Source organism: Enorma massiliensis phI (assembly GCF_000311845.1).
In the GTDB taxonomy this organism is placed as follows: domain Bacteria; phylum Actinomycetota; class Coriobacteriia; order Coriobacteriales; family Coriobacteriaceae; genus Enorma; species Enorma massiliensis.
The window spans coordinates 1,146,902-1,165,653 of record NZ_HE978574.1; the positions used below are offsets into that span (position 1 = coordinate 1,146,902).

16 protein-coding genes and 1 pseudogene are annotated in these 18,752 nt (G+C 62.3%); all 17 read left to right on the top strand.

The features are described from left to right. Positions 1-42 precede the first annotated feature (42 nt). The 17 genes and pseudogenes from dnaJ (at position 43) to HGEM_RS04850 (ending at position 18,670) form a co-directional block, all read left to right on the top strand. Positions 43-1,191 (top strand): molecular chaperone DnaJ, encoded by a 1,149-nt coding sequence (gene dnaJ / locus HGEM_RS04775; protein WP_019128273.1) that lies wholly within the window; start codon positions 43-45, stop codon positions 1,189-1,191. 23 nt (positions 1,192-1,214) lie between these two features. Next, complete coding sequence (locus HGEM_RS04780) at positions 1,215-2,531, top strand: MiaB/RimO family radical SAM methylthiotransferase (protein ID WP_019128274.1); 1,317 nt, start codon at positions 1,215-1,217, stop codon at positions 2,529-2,531. Beyond that, positions 2,531-3,526 (top strand): PhoH family protein, encoded by a 996-nt coding sequence (locus tag HGEM_RS04785; protein WP_019128275.1) that lies wholly within the window; start codon positions 2,531-2,533, stop codon positions 3,524-3,526. Before HGEM_RS04780 ends, HGEM_RS04785 begins: the two co-directional genes overlap by 1 nt. After that, positions 3,523-4,032: an rRNA maturation RNase YbeY gene (gene ybeY, locus HGEM_RS04790; RefSeq protein ID WP_019128276.1), complete on the top strand. Its 510-nt coding sequence runs from the start codon at positions 3,523-3,525 to the stop codon at positions 4,030-4,032. Before HGEM_RS04785 ends, ybeY begins: the two co-directional genes overlap by 4 nt. Positions 4,033-4,046: 14 nt before the next feature. Continuing rightward, positions 4,047-4,424, top strand: a complete 378-nt coding sequence (locus HGEM_RS04795) for a diacylglycerol kinase family protein (protein WP_019128277.1) — start codon at positions 4,047-4,049, stop codon at positions 4,422-4,424. Between the two features lie 73 nt (positions 4,425-4,497). Further along, positions 4,498-5,484, top strand: coding sequence for a GTPase Era (era, locus tag HGEM_RS04800; protein ID WP_019128278.1), 987 nt, complete (start codon positions 4,498-4,500; stop codon positions 5,482-5,484). A 31-nt stretch (positions 5,485-5,515) separates the two neighbouring features. Continuing rightward, positions 5,516-6,274, top strand: a complete 759-nt coding sequence (recO, locus tag HGEM_RS04805) for a DNA repair protein RecO (protein WP_035101331.1) — start codon at positions 5,516-5,518, stop codon at positions 6,272-6,274. A 265-nt stretch (positions 6,275-6,539) separates the two neighbouring features. Next, positions 6,540-6,818: a 30S ribosomal protein S15 gene (gene rpsO, locus HGEM_RS04810; RefSeq protein ID WP_019128280.1), complete on the top strand. Its 279-nt coding sequence runs from the start codon at positions 6,540-6,542 to the stop codon at positions 6,816-6,818. A gap of 129 nt (positions 6,819-6,947) precedes the next feature. Then, positions 6,948-9,158, top strand: coding sequence for a polyribonucleotide nucleotidyltransferase (locus HGEM_RS04815; protein ID WP_019128281.1), 2,211 nt, complete (start codon positions 6,948-6,950; stop codon positions 9,156-9,158). A 452-nt stretch (positions 9,159-9,610) separates the two neighbouring features. Beyond that, a complete protein-coding gene (locus tag HGEM_RS04820) occupies positions 9,611-11,278 on the top strand; it encodes a ribonuclease J (protein WP_019128282.1) in 1,668 nt (555 codons plus the stop codon). A gap of 427 nt (positions 11,279-11,705) precedes the next feature. Then, entirely contained in the window at positions 11,706-14,030 is a 2,325-nt protein-coding gene (locus tag HGEM_RS04825; RefSeq protein ID WP_420834430.1) for a DNA translocase FtsK, read from the top strand. A 20-nt stretch (positions 14,031-14,050) separates the two neighbouring features. Beyond that, positions 14,051-14,221: pseudogene (locus HGEM_RS10670) on the top strand (helix-turn-helix domain-containing protein); the annotation flags it as partial. Positions 14,222-14,899: 678 nt separating this feature from the next. Further along, positions 14,900-15,448, top strand: coding sequence for a RodZ domain-containing protein (locus tag HGEM_RS10465; protein ID WP_051008440.1), 549 nt, complete (start codon positions 14,900-14,902; stop codon positions 15,446-15,448). Between the two features lie 50 nt (positions 15,449-15,498). Further along, complete coding sequence (locus HGEM_RS04835; RefSeq protein ID WP_019128285.1) at positions 15,499-15,996, top strand: YajQ family cyclic di-GMP-binding protein; 498 nt, start codon at positions 15,499-15,501, stop codon at positions 15,994-15,996. 127 nt (positions 15,997-16,123) lie between these two features. After that, positions 16,124-17,476, top strand: a complete 1,353-nt coding sequence (gene rimO / locus HGEM_RS04840; protein ID WP_019128286.1) for a 30S ribosomal protein S12 methylthiotransferase RimO — start codon at positions 16,124-16,126, stop codon at positions 17,474-17,476. 10 nt (positions 17,477-17,486) lie between these two features. Then, positions 17,487-18,107 (top strand): CDP-diacylglycerol--glycerol-3-phosphate 3-phosphatidyltransferase, encoded by a 621-nt coding sequence (gene pgsA, locus HGEM_RS04845; protein WP_019128287.1) that lies wholly within the window; start codon positions 17,487-17,489, stop codon positions 18,105-18,107. Positions 18,108-18,109: 2 nt separating this feature from the next. Beyond that, positions 18,110-18,670, top strand: coding sequence for a CinA family protein (locus tag HGEM_RS04850; protein WP_051008441.1), 561 nt, complete (start codon positions 18,110-18,112; stop codon positions 18,668-18,670). The last annotated feature ends 82 nt before the right edge of the window (positions 18,671-18,752 follow it).

Below are 18,752 nucleotides of genomic sequence, written 5' to 3' on the forward strand. Positions count from 1 at the left end.
CCAAACCTGTGCTGATGGATGAGATGGGGGAAGGTTCCAACAGTGCCGAGCTCTAAAGATTATTACGAGATTCTGGGCGTCGATCGTGACGCCGACCAGCGCACGATCAAGCGCGCGTTTCTGAAGAAGGCGCGCGAGGTGCATCCGGATGTTTCCGACGACCCGGATGCCGAGCAGAAGTTCAAAGAGGTCAACGAGGCCTATTCGGTTCTTTCCGATGAACAGAAGCGTGCGAATTACGACCGCTTTGGAACGCCCGATGGCCCCGGCGGTTCCGGGTACGTCGATTTCAGCGATATCTTCGGCGGCATGGGCATGGACGATATCTTCTCCTCGTTCTTCGGCGGAGGCGGTCGGTCGGGGCGTGGCGGGCGCACCGCTCGCCGGCGCGGCCGCGACATGGCCATCTCGCTCACCATCTCGCTTGAGGAGGCCGCTCTCGGATGCACCAAGACGGTCACGTATGATCGCTTGGCCCCCTGCGAGGATTGTCAGGGCTCCGGGCTTGCCGACGGCGCTCAGGAGACGACCTGCCCGCGCTGCCATGGCACTGGCTATGTGACTACCGTGCAGCGTTCCATCTTCGGCCAGATGCAATCGTCTTCACCTTGCCCGGATTGCCATGGCGAGGGAACGGTCATCGACCATCCTTGCGACATGTGCGGAGGCCAGGGTCGCACGCCAAATCACGAGAGGGTCGAAATCAACGTTCCCGCCGGCGTTTCTTCAGGGCAGCAGCTGCGCGTGCGCGGCTATGGCGAGGCGGGGTTCCGCGGCGAGGCATCCGGCGACCTGCTCGTAAGCGTCGCTGTTGCTGAACACGAGCGCTTCCAACGCTCCGGCGACGACCTCGTCTGCGCGATCGACGTCTCCATCGCTCAGGCTGCGCTCGGCTGCACTGTCGAGGTTCCCGGCATCATGCCCGACGAGACCATCACGTTCGAGGTTCCTGCTGGCACCCAGTACGGCGATACCGTCGAGGTCGCCGAGTTCGGCATGCCCCGCGTGGGCGGCGGCGGTTCGCGCGGGCGCGCGATCGGCCAGGTGCGCATCCTCGTTCCGCGGAAGCTTTCTGGTGAGGCTCGGTCGCATCTGGAGAAATACGCCGATGCGATGGGCGAGAGCTACACCGCGCGCCGCTCGATGGGCGACCGCATTCGTGACGCCATCGACGATATCCTTGACCAGTAAGCCCCTGACGCGTAAGGAGCGCTGTGGCCAATCCGTTCGTATCCGTCATCAACCTGGGGTGCCGGGTCAATCGAGTTGAATCCGATCGCATGGAGCGCGATCTTGCGCAAGCAGGCTTCGCGCTCGTCGATCCAGACGATGCCGAGCTTATCGTTATCAACACCTGCGCGGTGACGGGGGAGGCCGAGGCGAAGACCCGCAAGGCGGTCCGCCATGCCCTGGGGCGTGCCCGCGAGCCGCTCGTGGTGGCTACCGGTTGCGCCGCGTCGCTGCATCCAGAGGCGCTTCGAGACCTCTCCGATCGGGTCGCGGTCGTTCCCTCTAAGATCGAGGTCGTCTCGCGCGCCCTCAAGCTCCTCGGGCTTGAGGAGAGCGCACGGGGCGATTGTGAGCCATCTGAGCTTGCGTTCAGGCAGGCGCGCGTGGGCGTAAAGGTCCAGGACGGTTGCAACAACCGCTGCACGTACTGCATTGTGTGGAAGGCGCGCGGCCCCGAGCGTTCCGTGCCTGTCGACGCTGTGCTCGAACAGGTGCGCGACGTCGAGGAAGCGGGGCTTCCCGAGGTGGTGCTCACCGGTGTCAATCTTGGTGCCTATGATGGCTCGAGTGCGAACGACGAGCATGTCGAGATCGACGAGCTTCTCGGTATCATTCTGCGCGAGACTTCGATTCCGCAGATTCGCCTTTCGTCTATTGAGCCCATGGACGTGTCTGACCGGCTCATCGACCGCATCGCGGAGTCCCAAGGGCGCATTGCTCCATTTCTGCACCTTCCCGTCCAATCTGGTTGCACCGCTACGCTCGAGCGCATGGGGCGGCCGTATCGCGCCGAGGAGTTCGAGGACCTCTGTGATCGCATTCGCCGAAGGGTTCCCTCCGTCGCTCTTTCCTGCGATATCATCGTCGGCTTTCCAGGCGAGACCGAAGAGGAGTTCGAGGCTTCACTCGGACTTTGCGAGCGCGTGGGGTTCTCGCGCATGCACGTGTTCCGGTACAGCGCCCGTCCCGGCACGCCGGCGGCAACGATGCCCGACCAGGTGCCGCCCGAGCTCATGGCGGAGCGCTCCCAGCGCATGCGCGAGCTTGCCGAGCGCATGGCGCGAATTGACGCCCAGGGCAGGTGCGGCACCTGCGAACGTGCGGTTATCGAGCAGGGCAGGCGCGGCACCCTCGCCTCGTTCCACCGCGTCGAGGTAGACGGGCTTGACCGTGAGGGCATCGAGGCCCCCGCGCTCGTCGACGTTGCTATCATGGATGTGAACGCGTCGGGGCTCGTGAAAGCGGAGTTCGTCCGGCGGTCCGTACTCGATAACGTTCCCGTTGCATCGAAAGGGGATTGATGGATACCGCAAGCGTCAAGCTCAGTATTCCCGATGAGGTCGATCCCGTCAGCATCATGGGCGGGGGCGACGCCGTCCTTCGGGCCATCGAGGAGCGGACGGGCGCTCGTGTCGTGGTGCGTGGCAGGCAGATCTCGCTTTCCGGATCGGCCGAGGAGGTGGAGTTGCTCACGCGCCTCTTCACCTTTCTCATCAAAGAGGCCCGCGCGGGGGACACTCCTTCCGTGACCGAGGTCGAGCGCGCCATGCAGACGCTTCGCGAAAGCGTCATGGATCTCTCCGGATTCCGTGACGACATTCTCCTTACGTATCGTGGCAAGGCCATCCGGCCCAAGACGGTGGGGCAGAAGCGCTATATCGATGCCATCCGTCGCAACACCGTGACGTTCTGCTTGGGTCCTGCGGGAACGGGAAAGACCTATCTTGCCATGGCGATGGCCGTGGCCGCTCTCAAACGGCATGAGGTGGGGCGCATCGTGCTTACGCGCCCTGTGGTCGAGGCAGGGGAGAGCCTGGGTTTTCTGCCCGGAACCCTTCAGGAGAAGATCGATCCCTACGTGAGGCCGCTTTTCGATGCGCTCTTCGATATGACGGATATGGAGCGGGGTGGCGAGCTCATCGAGCAGGGCATCATCGAGATCGCACCGCTCGCCTATATGCGCGGGCGCACCCTCAACGATGCGTTCGTCGTACTTGATGAGGCTCAGAACACCACTCCCGAGCAGATGAAGATGTTCCTCACGCGCTTGGGATTCAACTCCAAGTTCATCATCACGGGCGATATGACCCAGCGCGACCTCATGGGCCGCCGGGGTGGTCTTTCCGACATCGAACGGATTCTCAGCGACGTGGACGATATAGCATTCATCCATCTCGATCGCAGCGACGTGGTGCGCCATGCCCTGGTGGGGCGCATCGTGGAGGCCTACGATGCATATGAGCAGGGTGAGGACGGGCGGCATCGCGCCGCGCGCACCCGGGAGGGCCGGAAATGAGGGTTTTGATCTCTAACGATGACGGCTTGGATACCCTGCTGCAGGCAGAGGAGATGGAGCAGGCCGTCGCATGCATGCTCAAGGCGGAGGGCGCAGACCCCTCGAGTGACGTGGAGGTTTCCATCTCCTTCGTTCGTTCCGCGGAAATGCGCTCGCTCAACGCTTCCTGGCGCGGCATCGATGCCCCCACGGACGTTCTCTCATTCGAATGCGACGGGCTCGATGGCGCGAGGGATCAAGATCCCCTCGAGCTGGGGGACGTCATCCTTTGTCCCGAGGTCATTGCCGCGCAGGCTGCGGATTTCGGCAATACGCCCGTTGAGGAGTGCCGGCTCATGCTGGTGCACGGGCTGCTTCACCTTGTGGGGTATGACCATATGAACGAGGATGATGCGGCCGAGATGGAAGGGCGGGAACTCGCCATTTTGCGCGAGCTCGCCGTTCTGAGGGGCGACGACCCCGCCGGTGTTCGCATCGGCCCGGTGACGCGCCATGAGTACGACTGATACGGGAGGTTGACGTGATACCTGGTAGCAATCGCGAACACCCAACGTTTATTCGCTCCTTCGGCTATGCCATCGAGGGCTTTCGTACCGCGGTGGCAACGGAGCGTAACATCAAGGTCCAGCTTCTCGTTGGCGTGCTTGCCATCGTCGCTGGCGTGGTGCTCAGGATCGACGCGCTCTCGTGGGTGCTGGTGCTGCTCTGTATCGGGCTGGTGCTTTTTGCCGAGCTGGTGAATACCTCGATTGAGGCGATCGTCGACCTTGCCACGCAGGACCTTCATCCGCTCGCTAAACGTGCTAAGGACATCGCGGCGGCGAGCGTCTTCACGCTTTCCATCACGGCGGCGGTGGTGGGGATCATCGTTTTCGCCCGCGCTCTCGGTATGCTGTAAGGATGGGCGGGCTTGCAGCGGCGGTTGCGCAGGCTCGTTCGGCTATGACTAATGTGAGAATGGAAGTGTGGATATGGATGAATTCGACCCGTTCGAGGGGATGACCGACGACGAGCTCGATGCGATGGTAAGCGACCTTGGCAGCGAGCCCGACGGTTTTGCCGGCGAGGATGGTTTCCGCAGCGGCTTTGTTGCGCTGGTAGGCCGCCCGAACGCCGGCAAGTCGACCCTTATGAATGCCTGCATGGGCACGAAGATGGCCATCACCTCGCCGGTTGCCCAGACTACGCGGCGCCGTATGCGCGGGGTGGTGCGCCGCGAGGGGGTCCAGATCGTCTTCGTCGATACCCCGGGCCTCCATAAGCCGCATGACTCCCTGGGAAGCGAGCTCAATAAAAGCGCGCTCGCGGAGCTCGGAGACGTTGATGTGCTGTGCTTCCTCATCGACGCGTCGCAGCCCATCGGCCGCGGCGACGCATGGGTTGCGGAGCGCGTTGCCAAGAGCCCTGCGAAGCGCATCCTCGTACTCACCAAAGCCGACCTCGCCTCGCCTGAGCGCGTGCTCGAGCAGATCTCTGCGGCTTGCGAGCTCTGCGAGTTCGACGACGTGATCGTGCTTTCCGCTACCGAACGGTTCAACGTCGACTCCTTCATCGACTTGGTCGCGAGCTATCTTCCCGAGGGCCCCAAATGGTTCCCCGATACCATGTCTACCGATGCTTCGGACGATACGATCGTCGCTGAGTTCGTGCGCGAGAAGCTCTTGACGCGCACGCGCGAAGAGGTGCCGCATTCCGTGGGCGTCATCTGCGATTCCATGGAGCGGCGCCGCGGCGTGCTCCATGTTCATGCGGTCATCTACGTCGAGCGGGAGGGGCAGAAGGGCATCATCATCGGCAAGAAGGGCGAGATGCTCAAACATGTCGGAATCGATGCCCGCCGCGATCTTGAGCGAATCTTCGGCTGCAAGGTCTTCCTTGAGCTCGAGGTGCGCGTCAAGCCGAATTGGCGCGAGGATGCCCGCGAGATTCGCCGGCTCGGTTACGCCGCCGATGAATAGCGACGAAGCAAGCGGCTGGAGCTGAGTGCGCGTGGCGGGCGGCAGGACATATCGGACTTTGGCAATCGTGCTCGATAAGACGAAGCTGCGCGAGACGGATCTTATCTTCACGCTTCTTGCCGAGAACGGGCGCCAGCTGCGCGCCGTGGGCAAGGGCGCGCGAAAGCCGGGAAGTCGGTTGGCGGCGCGCTGCGAGCTTGGCTGCAAGGTCGACTTGCTGCTCGCCCACGGCAGGTCGCTCGACGTCGTCGCTGAGGCGACGCTCGTCGAGGCGACGCTCGGTGCCGCGCCAAGCTACGAGCTTCTCTCGGCGGCAAGCGCGCTTGCCGATGTCGCGAAGGCGTGCTGCTTCGAAGACGCCGAGGACCCGTTCGTCTACCAGATCACCCTTCGCGCGGAACAGGTGCTCGGAGGCTCGTGCGGTGTGCTCGATGGTGCTCATCTCGATCTCATCGTTGCAGCGTACGTGTTTAAGCTCCTTTCCCATTTGGGTTATCGTCCAGATTGGTCTGCCTGCGTGGCATGCGGCGACCCGGCGGTAACGTATTTCTCTGCAACCGCTGGCGGCCTCCTGTGCGCTTCCTGCGCCCGTAACGTGCCCGGCGCGGAGGAGCTCGATGCCGTTACGGTGGGGTGGCTGCAATCGCTCATCTCGCTTCGTTTCGATGAGCTCGCGGCGGCGCCGTGCGATGCCCCTACGGCCGCTCTGCTCCTTGCGTTCGCTCATATATGGGCAGCGACGCATCTTGACTGTCGGCTGCGAGCGCTCGAGTTCCTTCTCGGCGTGTAGAGTTCTGCCGGGCGATAGGGTATGGCGAGCGAATCCGATTCGCCCTTCGTTGGGAAAGCGGTCTTGAATGAGGGGTAGCCTGGGCGCGGTATGGCAGACTGTGCGCATACCGTGATGCCGCCAAAAGGCGTAGCGGCGCCCCGGCATGCGATGTGGTAGTATATCGCCCGTTGGTACCTCGAGCTTAGTGGTGCGCTCCACCGGCGTCCACCCAGCACGAGGCGAATGTGCGGCGGAGCGATCCGCCCGGAAGAAAGGTGAAGAGATGACCATCTCCAAGGAGCGCAAGGCGGAGCTCACCGCCGAGTTCGGCAAGAACGCGCAGGACACCGGCAATCCCAAGGTTCAGGTTGCCATCGCGACCGAGCGCATCCGCGAGCTCACCGAGCACATGAAGTCCCACCCGAAGGACTTCCACACCCGCCGCGGCCTGCTCATGATCGTTGGTCGCCGTCGTCGTCTTCTTTCCTACATCAAGAAGAACGACATCGTCGAGTACCGTGAGCTCATCGCGAAGCTCGGCATCCGCGACAACATCCAGTAAGTCGTACATGCAGGAGCGCTTCGGCGCTCCTTTTCATGTAGGGGCCGAAATCTCGGCTCTACACCGCTGGCGCAACGCCGGCCCGAAGAAGCCCGTACGCAATGGGGCGTGCGGAGATGAAGGAGAAAGATGACTCTCGTCAGCAAGACCTTCGAGCTGTATGGCAAGACCTATACGCTCGAATCCGGTGAGCTTGCCAAGCAGGCTACCGGCGCCACCCTCGTCAAACAGGGTGACACGACCGCGCTCGTGACCGTTGTGGTCTCCAAGGAGCGCAAGAACTATGATTTCTTCCCGCTCACCGTCGACTTCAATGAGAAGCTCTACGCTGCCGGCCGCATCCCCGGCGGCTACCTCAAGCGCGAGGGCCGTCCCACCGAGAAGGCCACCCTCACCGCGCGCATGATCGACCGTCCCATCCGACCGAGCTTCCCGGACGGCTTCCGCAACGAGGTGCAGATCGTTGCCACCTCGCTCGTGGCCGACCAGGTGAACCCCATCGATGTCATCTGCACCATGGGCGCCTCTTTGAGCCTCACCCTTGGTGGCGTGCCCTTCGAGGGCCCGCTTGCCTGCGTGCGCATCGGCCGCAACAAGGAGACGGGCGAATTCATCGTCAACCCCACCTATGAGGAGCGCGAGAACTCCGACCTCGACCTCGAGCTTGCCGGCACCCGCGATTTCATCTCCATGGTGGAGGCTGGCGCCGAGGAGGTCACCGAGGACGACATGCTCGCCGCCATGGAATTCGGCCAGGAAGCCATCGGTGCGTTCTGTGACGCCCAGCTCGAGTTCGTTGAGGAGTGGGAGCGCGTAAACGGTCCCATCGTGCCGAAGGAGTACCCGCTCGACGAGCCGGTGCCCGAGGTGCAGGAGCGTATCTTCACCCACTATGACGAGATGTACGCCGCTCTGGCCGATGCCGACAAGCAGAGCCGTATCGCCAAGGTCGAGGCCCTGAAGGAGGCCATCAAGGCCGAGTTCACCGAGGAGGAGCAGCTCCTGTGGGAGCGCGAGATCCCGGTGAACCTCAAGGCGCTCGAGAAGAAGGCCATGCGCACCATGGTCGTCGAGACCGGTGAGCGCGTGGACGGACGTGCGGCCAACGAGATTCGCCCGATCATGGTCAAGGGTTCCTACCTGCCGCTCGTGCACGGCTCTGGCCTCTTCCAGCGCGGCCAGACCCAGGTGCTTTCCGTGCTCTCGCTCGGTATGCTCAACGAGGCCCAGCGCCTCGACACCATCGAGCCTGTCGACGGCAAGCGCTACATGCATCAGTACAACTTCCCGCCCTTCTGCACCGGCGAGACCGGCCGCATCGGCAGCCCTAAGCGCCGCGAGATCGGCCACGGCAACCTCGCTGAGCGCGCACTGTTGCCGGTGCTTCCGGACGAGAACGAGTTCCCTTATGCCATTCGTGTGGTTTCCGAGGTCATGGAGTCCAACGGTTCCTCCTCGATGGCGTCCACCTGCGCGAGCTGCCTTGCGCTCATGGATGGCGGCGTGCCCATCAAGCGCCCCGTGTCCGGTATCGCCATGGGCCTTATCCAGGAGGAGGGCAAGACCGTCGTCCTCTCCGATATCCAGGGCATCGAGGACTTCCTCGGCGACATGGACTTCAAGGTGACCGGCACCGAGCGCGGCATCACGGCGCTCCAGATGGACAACAAGGCCACCGGCCTCACCTTCGAGATTCTGAAGCAGGCGCTCCAGCAGGCCAAAGAGGGCCGCGCGTTCATCCTTGGCAAGATGCTTGAGGTCATCCCCGGACCTGCTTCCGAGACGCGCCCGACTGCTCCGCGCATCACCTCGATCACGATTCCGGTCGATAACATCCGCGACGTCATCGGCAAGGGCGGCGAGACCATCCGCGGCATCCAGGACGAGACTGGTGCCTCGGTTGACGTCCATGAGGACGGCACCGTCTACGTTGGCGGCGTGGGCGAGTCGGTCGATCAGGCCATCGAGCGCATTCAGCTCATCGTCAAGGTGCCCGAGGTGGGCGAGGAGTACACCGGTCGCGTGGTCTCCATCAAGGAGTTCGGCGCGTTCGTGAACCTGCTGCCCGGCAAAGACGGCCTCCTGCACATCAGCCGCGTGGCACAGGGTCGCGTGAACAAGGTCGAAGACGTCCTCAACGTTGGTGACGAGGTTAAGGTCAAGGTTATCGAGGTGGACGAGAAGGGCAAGATCTCGCTCGATCGTCTTGATAAGCCCGAGGCTCCCGCACACGCGGCGGGGGAGGGCCGTCCTCGTCGCGAATCCCGCGACCGCTCTGAGCGCCCGCGGCGCCGACCCGGCGATAACGGGCAGCGCACGCCGCGGCGGCACCACGAGTAAGTAACCCGTTCTGCTCCCATCGGGCGCCCCGGTTTCCCCTTCGCTGGTCCTCGCAATTCGGCTTCGCCGAATTGCTGCGGAATCGCTCAGGGGTAACCGGGGCGCCCTGCGTTTGCGGGTTGGTTGGGGAAGGGGGTCGGCATGGAGGGGGCCCTTTGTCGGATACGAGCGTCGCTTCGCTTGCTCGGCGCGGGAGGTGCGCGGGTCGGAGGCGGGCTCGTTGTGGGGGCGGGCATCGCTTCGCTCGCCCGGCGTGGGGGCGCATGAGCCCTTGACATCCTCGATGGTCGGCTTTACGCTCTGCTATTCCTGTGGGGCGCGGGGGAGCGGGTCTCGATTGAGCGGGGAATGGATACAATAGCATCACCTATGTGCCGATATGGTGTACGTAATCGCGGGGTGACCCGCGTGTTTTTGTTATGGACGCGATATGAAAGGAGCTTATAGAGCTCATGGCAAAAAAGAATCCGCCCCTTCGCATCATCCCCTTGGGTGGTCTTGATGGAATCGGCAAGAATATGACCGCCATCGAGTGCGGCCCGGATATGGTGCTCATCGACGCCGGTCTCATGTTCCCCGATGATTCCCAGCCCGGTATCGACCTGGTGCTGCCTGATTACACCTACGTTCTAGAAAACGAGGACAAGCTGCGCGGCATCGTCGTGACCCACGGTCACGAGGACCATACGGGTGCGCTTCCGTATCTTCTACAGGACCTCAACAACAAGGTGCCCATTTTCTCGAGCAAGCTCACACTCGGCTTCATCGAGGGCAAGCTTGCAGAGTTTCGCATCAAGACGCCGAAGTTCCGAGAGGTGCATGATGGAAGCCATGTGAACCTGGGAAACATCTCCATCGATTTCTTCTCGATGACCCACTCCATTCCCGGCGCGCTCGGCGTCTACATCAAGTCGCCGCAGGGTACGGTCATGCATACGGGCGACTTCAAGCTCGATCAGACACCTATCGACGGGGTCACACCCAACTACGCTGCCATCACTAAATTCGCTAAGCAGGGCATCGATCTTCTCATGTCCGACTCGACCAACGCCAACCGCCCCGGGTTCACCCCGTCCGAGGCGGCGGTGGGCCCCACGCTCAACGAGGTCATCAAGAACGCGAAGGGCCGCGTATTTGTTGCCTCGTTCTCGAGCCATATCCACCGTTTGCAGCAGATTTGCGATGCGGCTAAGAAATGCGGGCGCAAGATCGTTGTGACGGGCCGCTCGATGCTCACCAACACGCGCGTGGCGCGCGAGCTCGGATACCTCAACATCGACGAGAAGGACATCCTCGATGCCTACGAGCTCAACGGCATTCCCGACGACCAGATCGTCGTCATGTGCACGGGCTCCCAGGGCGAGCCGCTTTCCGCGCTTTCCCGTATGGCAAACGGAGAGCATAAGACGCTTTCCATTCACTCCGGCGACACCGTGATCATCTCCGCTACGCCGGTTCCCGGCAACGAAAAGGCGGTCCAGCAGGTTATCAACAGCCTGGCGAAGCTTGGGTGCACCGTTGTGGACAAATCCACCCGGCTCGTGCACGTTTCTGGCCACGGTAGCCAGGAGGAGCTCAAGCTCATGCTCGCTATGGCCAAGCCGAGCTACTTCATGCCCGTCCACGGCGAGGCGGTGCACCTTCGGGCGCACGCCAACCTCGCTCGCCAGATGGGCATGCGCGACGACCACATCTTCGTGGTGGATAACGGCGACACGCTCGAGATGCGCGGCGGCGAAGTCAAGATCGGCCCGCAGGTGGAGAGCGGCATCGTGTACGTCGACGGCCTGCGCATCGGCGATACCGATCCCATCGTGCTCCGCGACCGCCAGAAGCTTGCCAACGACGGCATGGTGACCGTCGTGGCCATCGTCTCGATGAAGCGCAAGCGCATCGACGCGATCGAGTTCTCGAGCCGCGGCGTGTCCTTTACCATCGATGACGAGTTCAGCTCCGATGCCTCTGCTTCCATCATGAAAGCGATCGATAAGGGCTCCTTCGATTACACGAGCAACGGTACGGGCGCGCTCCGCAAGGCGGTTCGCGACTCGCTGTCCAACTTCATCTGGAACCGTACGCGTACGCGTCCCATGATCATCCCTGTGGTCATGGAGGTCTAGCGTGGCGTCTCGGCAGACGACATCGAAGAACGCTCAGAAGAAGGGCGCATCGCGCAAGGCTGCTCCCAAGCAGGGTGCGGCTAAGCTTCGTGCGAACGCGCAGGCAGCTCCCGAGCCCGTTCCCGAGCCGCTTTTCACGGGCGGCACGGCGCGCGATATCTCGGGAGTCGTCCTGGCGGTTTTTGCCGTTGCGTCCTTCATCGCGGTCATCGCTCCCACGACCGCCCCGGTTGCGGCGGCCGTGGCCGGCTTCTATCACCTAGGCTTCGGCCTGGGTGGCTATGTCCTGCCGCTTGCGCTCCTGTTCGTATCCGCGCTCGTCTTCGTGCGAGACGAGGGGGTCTTCAAGATGAAGACCGCGCTCGGCGCGCTCCTCATCTTCGTCGCGGTCATCTCGTTCATCGCCCTGATCGGGCTGCCCGACCCCATGGTGCTTGGCGTTACCGTGAGCGAGGCGGGCCTTTCCGCTACGGGTGGATACGTCGGCTTCGCGGTTTCGTCGGTGCTTGCAGGTGCGCTCGGTAAGCCCATCGCCGGGGTCGTGCTCGTTGGCATCGCACTTGCCGGCGCCGTGCTCATAGGCTTTTCCATCTCGAGCTTTGCGGGCGCGGTGCGCGAGCGCGTCGAGGGGCTTCGAGCGCGCCGCCATGTCGAGGTCAACGAGCGCCCATGGGGCGATGACCCCTATGCCGAGGTTCCCGTTCGCGAATCTAATCCAAAGGGTGCGCCCGTTGGTCGCCAACAGAAGCTTTTCGATGAGGATGGCGCGGCCAAGACCACCTATATCGGTGATCGCGCGAAGACGACGCTCATCACAGATGATCCGGACGATCCCGACGAGGACCCGTTCGTCGATGTTTCGGAGCAGCTTAAAGCCGAGGCCGCCAAAACGCGCCTTATTCCCATCGAGGATAAGCACGTGTCTGGTGAGCATGCTGTCGCGGGGAACGCTTCTGCCGCATCTTCAGCGGCGGACGATCCGTATTCCCTTGCAGGGATGACCGAAATCCTTGAGTCGGGGGACGAACGCTGCGATGAGCCTCCCTTCGACCTTTCTGCCGAGACGGGGGTATCCGCGGCGGCTCAGGCCGTTCCCTCTCCTGTCGACGGCCGGGAAACGCAGCCTACCATTCCCGATTTCCTGCTGCACCCGCGCGCGTCCTCTGTGGGTGAAGGCGCTTCGTCAAGTGCTGGCGCCGCTTCCGTCGTGGCCGCCGCCGAGCCCGTGCGCGCTGATGCCGAGCCCCAAGATGACGATGGGGAGCGCAAGCTGCCGCCGCTGTCGATGCTTCGCCATAATCCCCATTCCGCTTCCTCGGCGTCTTCTGATAAAGAGCTTCGCCAGACGGCTGAGTCGCTCCAGTCGACCCTGCAGGAGTTTAACCTCCACTCGCAGGTTGTGGGCTGGATCAGCGGTCCTACGGTTACAACTTTCAAGGTGCAGCCCGGCGAGGGCGAGCGCGTAAGCCGTATCTCGAGCCTCGAGGACGATATCGCCCTCTCGCTCGCGGCGCAGTCCGTGCGCATCTTCGCGCCCATCCCGGGTACCTCGCTCGTGGGCATCGAGATTCCCAACCGCAAGCGCCAGAATGTGAACTTGGGAGATGTCCTGCCCTATGTGCAGGGTGGCCCGCTCGAGCTCGCCATCGGTCGCGATGCTGAAGGGTCGCCCATCGTGGCCGACCTCGCCAAGATGCCCCACCTCCTCATCGCGGGCACCACTGGTTCCGGCAAGTCCGTCATGATCAACTCGATCGTGATGGCGCTCCTCATGCGCACCTATCCCGAGGATGTGCGCCTCATCATGGTCGACCCGAAGCGCGTCGAGCTTGCTGGATACAACGGCCTGCCGCACCTCTACGTGCCCGTCGTCACCGAACCCAAGCAGGCTGCGAGTGCACTGCAATGGGCTGTGTCCGAGATGGAGCGCCGACTCAAGATCTTCGAGCGCGTGGGCGTGCGAAAGATATCGACCTTCAACGAGAAGCAGGCCTCGGGCGCCTTCGATCACTACGACAATCCGCCGGCTAAGATGCCCTACCTCGTCATCATCATCGACGAGCTCTCCGACCTCATGATGGTTGCGGGCAAGGACGTTGAGGCCTCGATCGTGCGTATCGCCCAGCTCGGCCGCGCTGCCGGTATCCACCTCATCGTGGCTACCCAGCGCCCCAGCTCAAACGTGGTGACGGGCCTCATCAAGGCAAACATCACCAACCGCATCGCATTCAACGTGGCCACGGGTATCGACTCACGCGTGATCATCGACCAGGTCGGTGCCGAGAAGCTCACCGGCTACGGCGATATGCTCTTCAGCAAGGTCGATTGGGGCAAGCCCAAGCGCATCCAGGGCTGCTTCGTCTCGGATGAGGAGATCGCTGCCGTCACCGAGTTCGTTAAGGAGCAGGGCGAGGCTGAATACCACGAAGAGATCCTTTCGGCTGTGGTGCCCGCTACGCTCTCGGGCGGTGGAGGCGCTTCTTCCAGCCACTCTGACGACGACCCGCTCATCTGGGAGGCCGCTCGCATCGTTGTTGATTCTCGGCTTGGATCCACGTCGGGTTTGCAGCGTCGTCTCAAGGTGGGCTATGCTCGCGCCGGCCGCATCATGGACATGCTCGAGGAAAAGGGCGTGGTCGGTCCGCCTGATGGTTCGAAGCCTCGCGAGGTTCTTCTCAACGAGGAGGAGCTCGCCGAGCTTCAGGCCCTTGAAGCTCGTATGCCTGATGACGATGGGTTAGGAGGCTACTGATGCCATCCCAATTCGGAGACATGCTGCTTAACCGGCGCCGCCAGATGGGTCTCTCTATCCAGCAGGTGGCTAATACCATCAAGATTCGTCCCCAGATCATCGAGTTTTTCGAGAAGGGCGATTTCTCGTCTATGCCGCCCCGCGGGTACGCACAGGGCATGATTTCGAGCTACGCGCGCTTCTTGGGCTTGAACCCGCGAACCGTCGTGGGGGCGTATTTCGATGAGCTCGACCGGTACGAGCGCGAGACCTCGCGTTCGGGAGGCCACTTTCAAGATGCTGCCGGTTTCGTGAGCGCGCGATCTGAAAACCCCACAGGGAGGTTCATGGCGCTGGACGGTGGTTCCCGCTTCGCGCAGCGACCTCCCCAGGCTGGGTATGTTTCGGAGGCGAACTCTGGGCACGAACCCATCCGCGTCTCGCGCAATCCCTATCGGCAACGTTCTCTTCCGCGCGCCGGTCAGGGTACATCTTCCAGTGGTTATGGACGCGGTGGGAGCTCTTCCGCCTATGGCTCTGGGGCCCAGGTGTCAGGACGGCCTTCTAGCGGGGGCGCGTACCAGCTTCGCTCGTCGCAGCGACCGGCGTATGGCGATTCGTCGCGCACGCGCTCACTCGCACCCCGAGGCTCCTCATATGGGCAATCTGGTTACCGAGGATCCGGTCCTGCGCGCTCCATGCAACCTCGTGGCTCGGCGCCGTTACGTGATGCACGCATGGGTGGTCGCGGCGGTTACGGCGATGGGCCTGCCCGCCGCCGTACATCATATGGCCCGGGAGCGAGGGGGCAGGGCGGAGCTCCTGTGCGGGGTGCTCGCCCGTCTTCGAGGGGCCGGGGTGCTTCCTCCATCAATGGCATGGACCCCCGTTTGGTCATCGGCGTGCTCGCCGTCGTGCTGTTGCTGATCGTTATCGTGGTGTTCCTCGCAATGCGGAGCTGCTCGGCAAACACCGGCGATACCCAGCCTGAGTCGACGACGACGCAGGTGACCACTCAGGCAACGTCGACTGCCGCAACTCCCGATTCCGCGACGGATGCGACCTCACCCGCGACGCAGGCCAACACCGCCGATACCCAGGCGGCTACGACCGTGGTTCCCGAGCAAACGGTAGTGGCGGTAAGCGTGGAAGATGGGGGCACCTCCTGGGTGGAGGTGAAGCTCGACGGCTCCTCCGTGTTCGCCGATAATGTCGTCGGTCCCTTCAGCCAGGAGTTTACCGTCGAGCAATCCATCGAGATCACGGTGAGCAGCCCTGCGGATGTTACGGTGACCAACAACGGCGAGCCCGTTTCCTGGGATACAAGGACTGCCGGCGTTGCAAAGGTCACCATCACCGCGCCGCAGACTCCGGCGACCGCCGCTTCGTCTGATGGTTCCGACGCCGGAGACTCGTCAAGCGCCTCGGCGTCGCAATAGCGTATAGCTCGGCTCCATTCATTAACCGTTCTTGCCGTTAAGGAGGATTCATGGCAAAGGATTCAAGTTTCGACGTTGTCTCCCAGGTCGACATGCAAGAGGTCGATAACGCCTACCAGCAGACGGTCCGCGAGATTTCGCAGCGCTACGATCTCAAGGATTCCGGATCTGAGGTTGCGCTCTCCAAGCCCGAGAGGACGATCACCATTTCGGCGCCGGCTGATTTCGTTGCTCGGCAGATCACTGATGTTCTCAATTCCAAGCTGATCAAGCGCGGAGTCGACATCAAGGCGGTGCGCTGGGACGCTCCCGTCGCTGCCTCGGGCGGCACGGTGCGCGTCCTCGGCCGCATCATCGACGGCATCGACCAGGATACCGCCAAGAAGATCAACAAGGACATCAAGGCGCTCAAGCTCAAGTGCAAGGTCGTTATCGAGTCCGATAAGCTGCGCGTGAGCTCTGCTTCCAAAGATACCCTTCAGGAGGTTATCGCGTTCCTGCGCGATCAAGACTACGGCCAGCCGCTTCAGTTCACCAACTACCGCTAGCCTAGCCACGGTCCATGCAGGTAGCGGATAGGCGAGTCGTTCGCCCGCATCACGCTCTAGGAACCCGTTCCCTCTATAGAGCGTCGAGCCGGCACATACAGGGATAGCTCACGATTGAAAGGTTGCCATGTCCCAGCAGTTCGAAGACGCATTCGGTTCCGTTTACTACATCACGCTCGGTTGTGCTAAGAACGAGGTCGATACCGATCGCATGCGCTCATTGCTTCTCGCGGCTGGCTATGAGGTTGCATACGATGTTTCTGAGGCCGACCTCGCCCTCGTTAACACCTGTTCCTTTTTGGCCTCGGCAACGGAGGAGAGCATCGAGGCGACACTCGCGCTGGCCGAGGAGGTTGCGGACGGCGTTCGTTCTGTTCCCATCGTCATGTGCGGCTGCGTACCCTCCCGTTACGGCGACGACCTCCCTGGCGAGCTGCCCGAGGTTGCCGCCTTCGTGCGCACGGATGAAGAGGACGGCATCGTTGCCGTTGTCGATCGCCTTTTGGGTGTAAGTCGCTCGGCCCCCGCTTTCGTTCCCGATGTCAAGCGCACCGTCGAGGGGTCCGTCGCGTACGTGAAGATCTCTGACGGCTGCGACCGGTTCTGCAGCTTCTGTGCCATTCCCTATATCCGCGGTCGCTACCATTCGCGTCCTGCCGAGCGCATCCTCGCGGAGGTTCGAGACCTTGTCGATTCCGGCGTTCGCGAGATCGTGCTCATCGGCCAGGATACGGGTATATGGGGCGAAGATCTTCCTCAGGAAGGGGAGGGGCCGCACAACCTTGCCCAGCTGCTTGTTGCCGTTGCGGGCGTGGTGCGTCCTGAGCGCGTATGGATTCGCGTCCTCTACCTGCAGCCCGAAGGGATGACGGACGAGCTCATCGCAGCCATCCGCGATACGCCTGAGGTTCTGCCCTATATCGATATCCCTGTTCAGCATTGCTGCGCCCGCGTCTTGTCGGCGATGAACCGTAGCGGTTCCGAAGCGGAGCTCGATGCCCTCTTCGAGCGTCTTCGTCGCGAGATTCCCGGCATGATCATCCGGACGACGTACCTTGTTGGCTTCCCGGGCGAAACGCTTGACGACCACGAGCAGATGCTTGCCTTTATGGACCGTACTGGGTTTGATTACACAAGCGTCTTCGCATTCTCTCCGGAAGACGGAACCCGTGCCGCGCGCATGGAGGGGCAGCTCGACGAAGACGAGAAGCTTGAGCGTACCCAGGCTGCCATCGATCTGGCAGAGTCTCTCGGTTTCGCGGCAACCGCTTCACATGTGGGGGAGACGGCCGAGGTGATCGTCGACGGCATCGAGGAGACGGACGAAGGACCTGAACTCATAGGCCATGCTTGGTTCCAGGCTCCGGATTCCGATGGAGCCGTGCACTTGGACGCGACGGAGGCCGCCGTTGGTGATATTGTAACCGTAGAGTTTACGGACAGCTTCTGCTATGAGCTGATTGGTCATGTGATTGGTTAGGGGTAATTCGATGGCCCGAAACGAGCAAGGCGAGCTTACGAGCATATGGACGCCTGCGAACGTCATTACGTCTGTTCGCATCTGCTTCATTCCTGTTTTCATGCTGTTGGCTGTTCTCTCGCGCGATGCGATGGGCGCTCTCACGCATCCGGCCTTCGCTATCGGGGCGTGCGCGCTCTACATCTTGCTGAGTCTTACCGATAAGCTTGATGGTTCGCTTGCCCGCAAGCGCAACGAGATTACCGACTTCGGTAAATTTCTCGACCCCATCGCCGACAAGCTCCTCGTCTTCTCTGCGCTGCTCTTGCTGCTCGATCAGGGATACGTGAACGTTTGGGTCGTGTTCATCATTCTGCTCCGTGAGTTCTTGGTGAGCGCGCTGCGCATGGTCGCGAGTGCTGCCGGCGAGGTTATTGCTGCCGATAGCCTCGGCAAGGCGAAGACGGCCGTCACGATGGTCTCGCTTTGCGGCTTTTACGTCGCCTTCGCGCTTGAAGCATTGGGAATGGGCGATCTTACCGTTTGGATCCTCGGCATTTCGCAGGCGCTCATGGTCGCCGCGGTCGTGCTGACGGTCGTTTCGGGAATCCAGTACATCTGGAATGCTCGTGATATCGTGTTTAGGGTCTAATGATGGACGCTCGGTATGAAGGACGCGCCGCAGACCACCGCGTCCACGCGCTCCGGCTTGCCCAGGAGCTTGTCGCCTTGTGCTCGGATTGCTCGGTAACCGTTGCTACGGCTGAGTCTTGCACCGCGGGCATGGTCGCTTCGACCATTGCCGGTGTGCCCGGCGCCTCGGATGTGCTGCGCGGCGGGGCGGTGACCTACGTAAACGAGGTCAAGCATGACCTTCTCGGGGTAAGCCAAGATGTCCTCGATTCCGTGGGGGCCGTTTCGTTCGCTTGCGCCTGCCAGATGGCGGAGGGCGCACGCCATGTGTTCGGTTCCAGCCTCGCGGTGAGCATCACCGGCTTCGCCGGCCCTGGAGGCGGCACTGCCGAAGACCCCGTGGGGACGGTCTATATCGGGATCGCATCACGCGATGGGTCGCGTGCTGAACGATGCCACTTCGAGGGCGACCGCGACGACGTGCGGGCCGCGGCATGCCGTAGGGCTTGCGAATGCCTCCTGTCTGCAGCTCATGAGCTTCAGGCTGGGGGCACGGTGTCGTTCTCCTTCTTTGGTGAGTAACCTTTTACTGTTCAATTCATCTTGGTGATCTGCTCCAGTCTCCGCGGGCGGCTGACATGGAGCGCAGCTATGCGCACGCGCT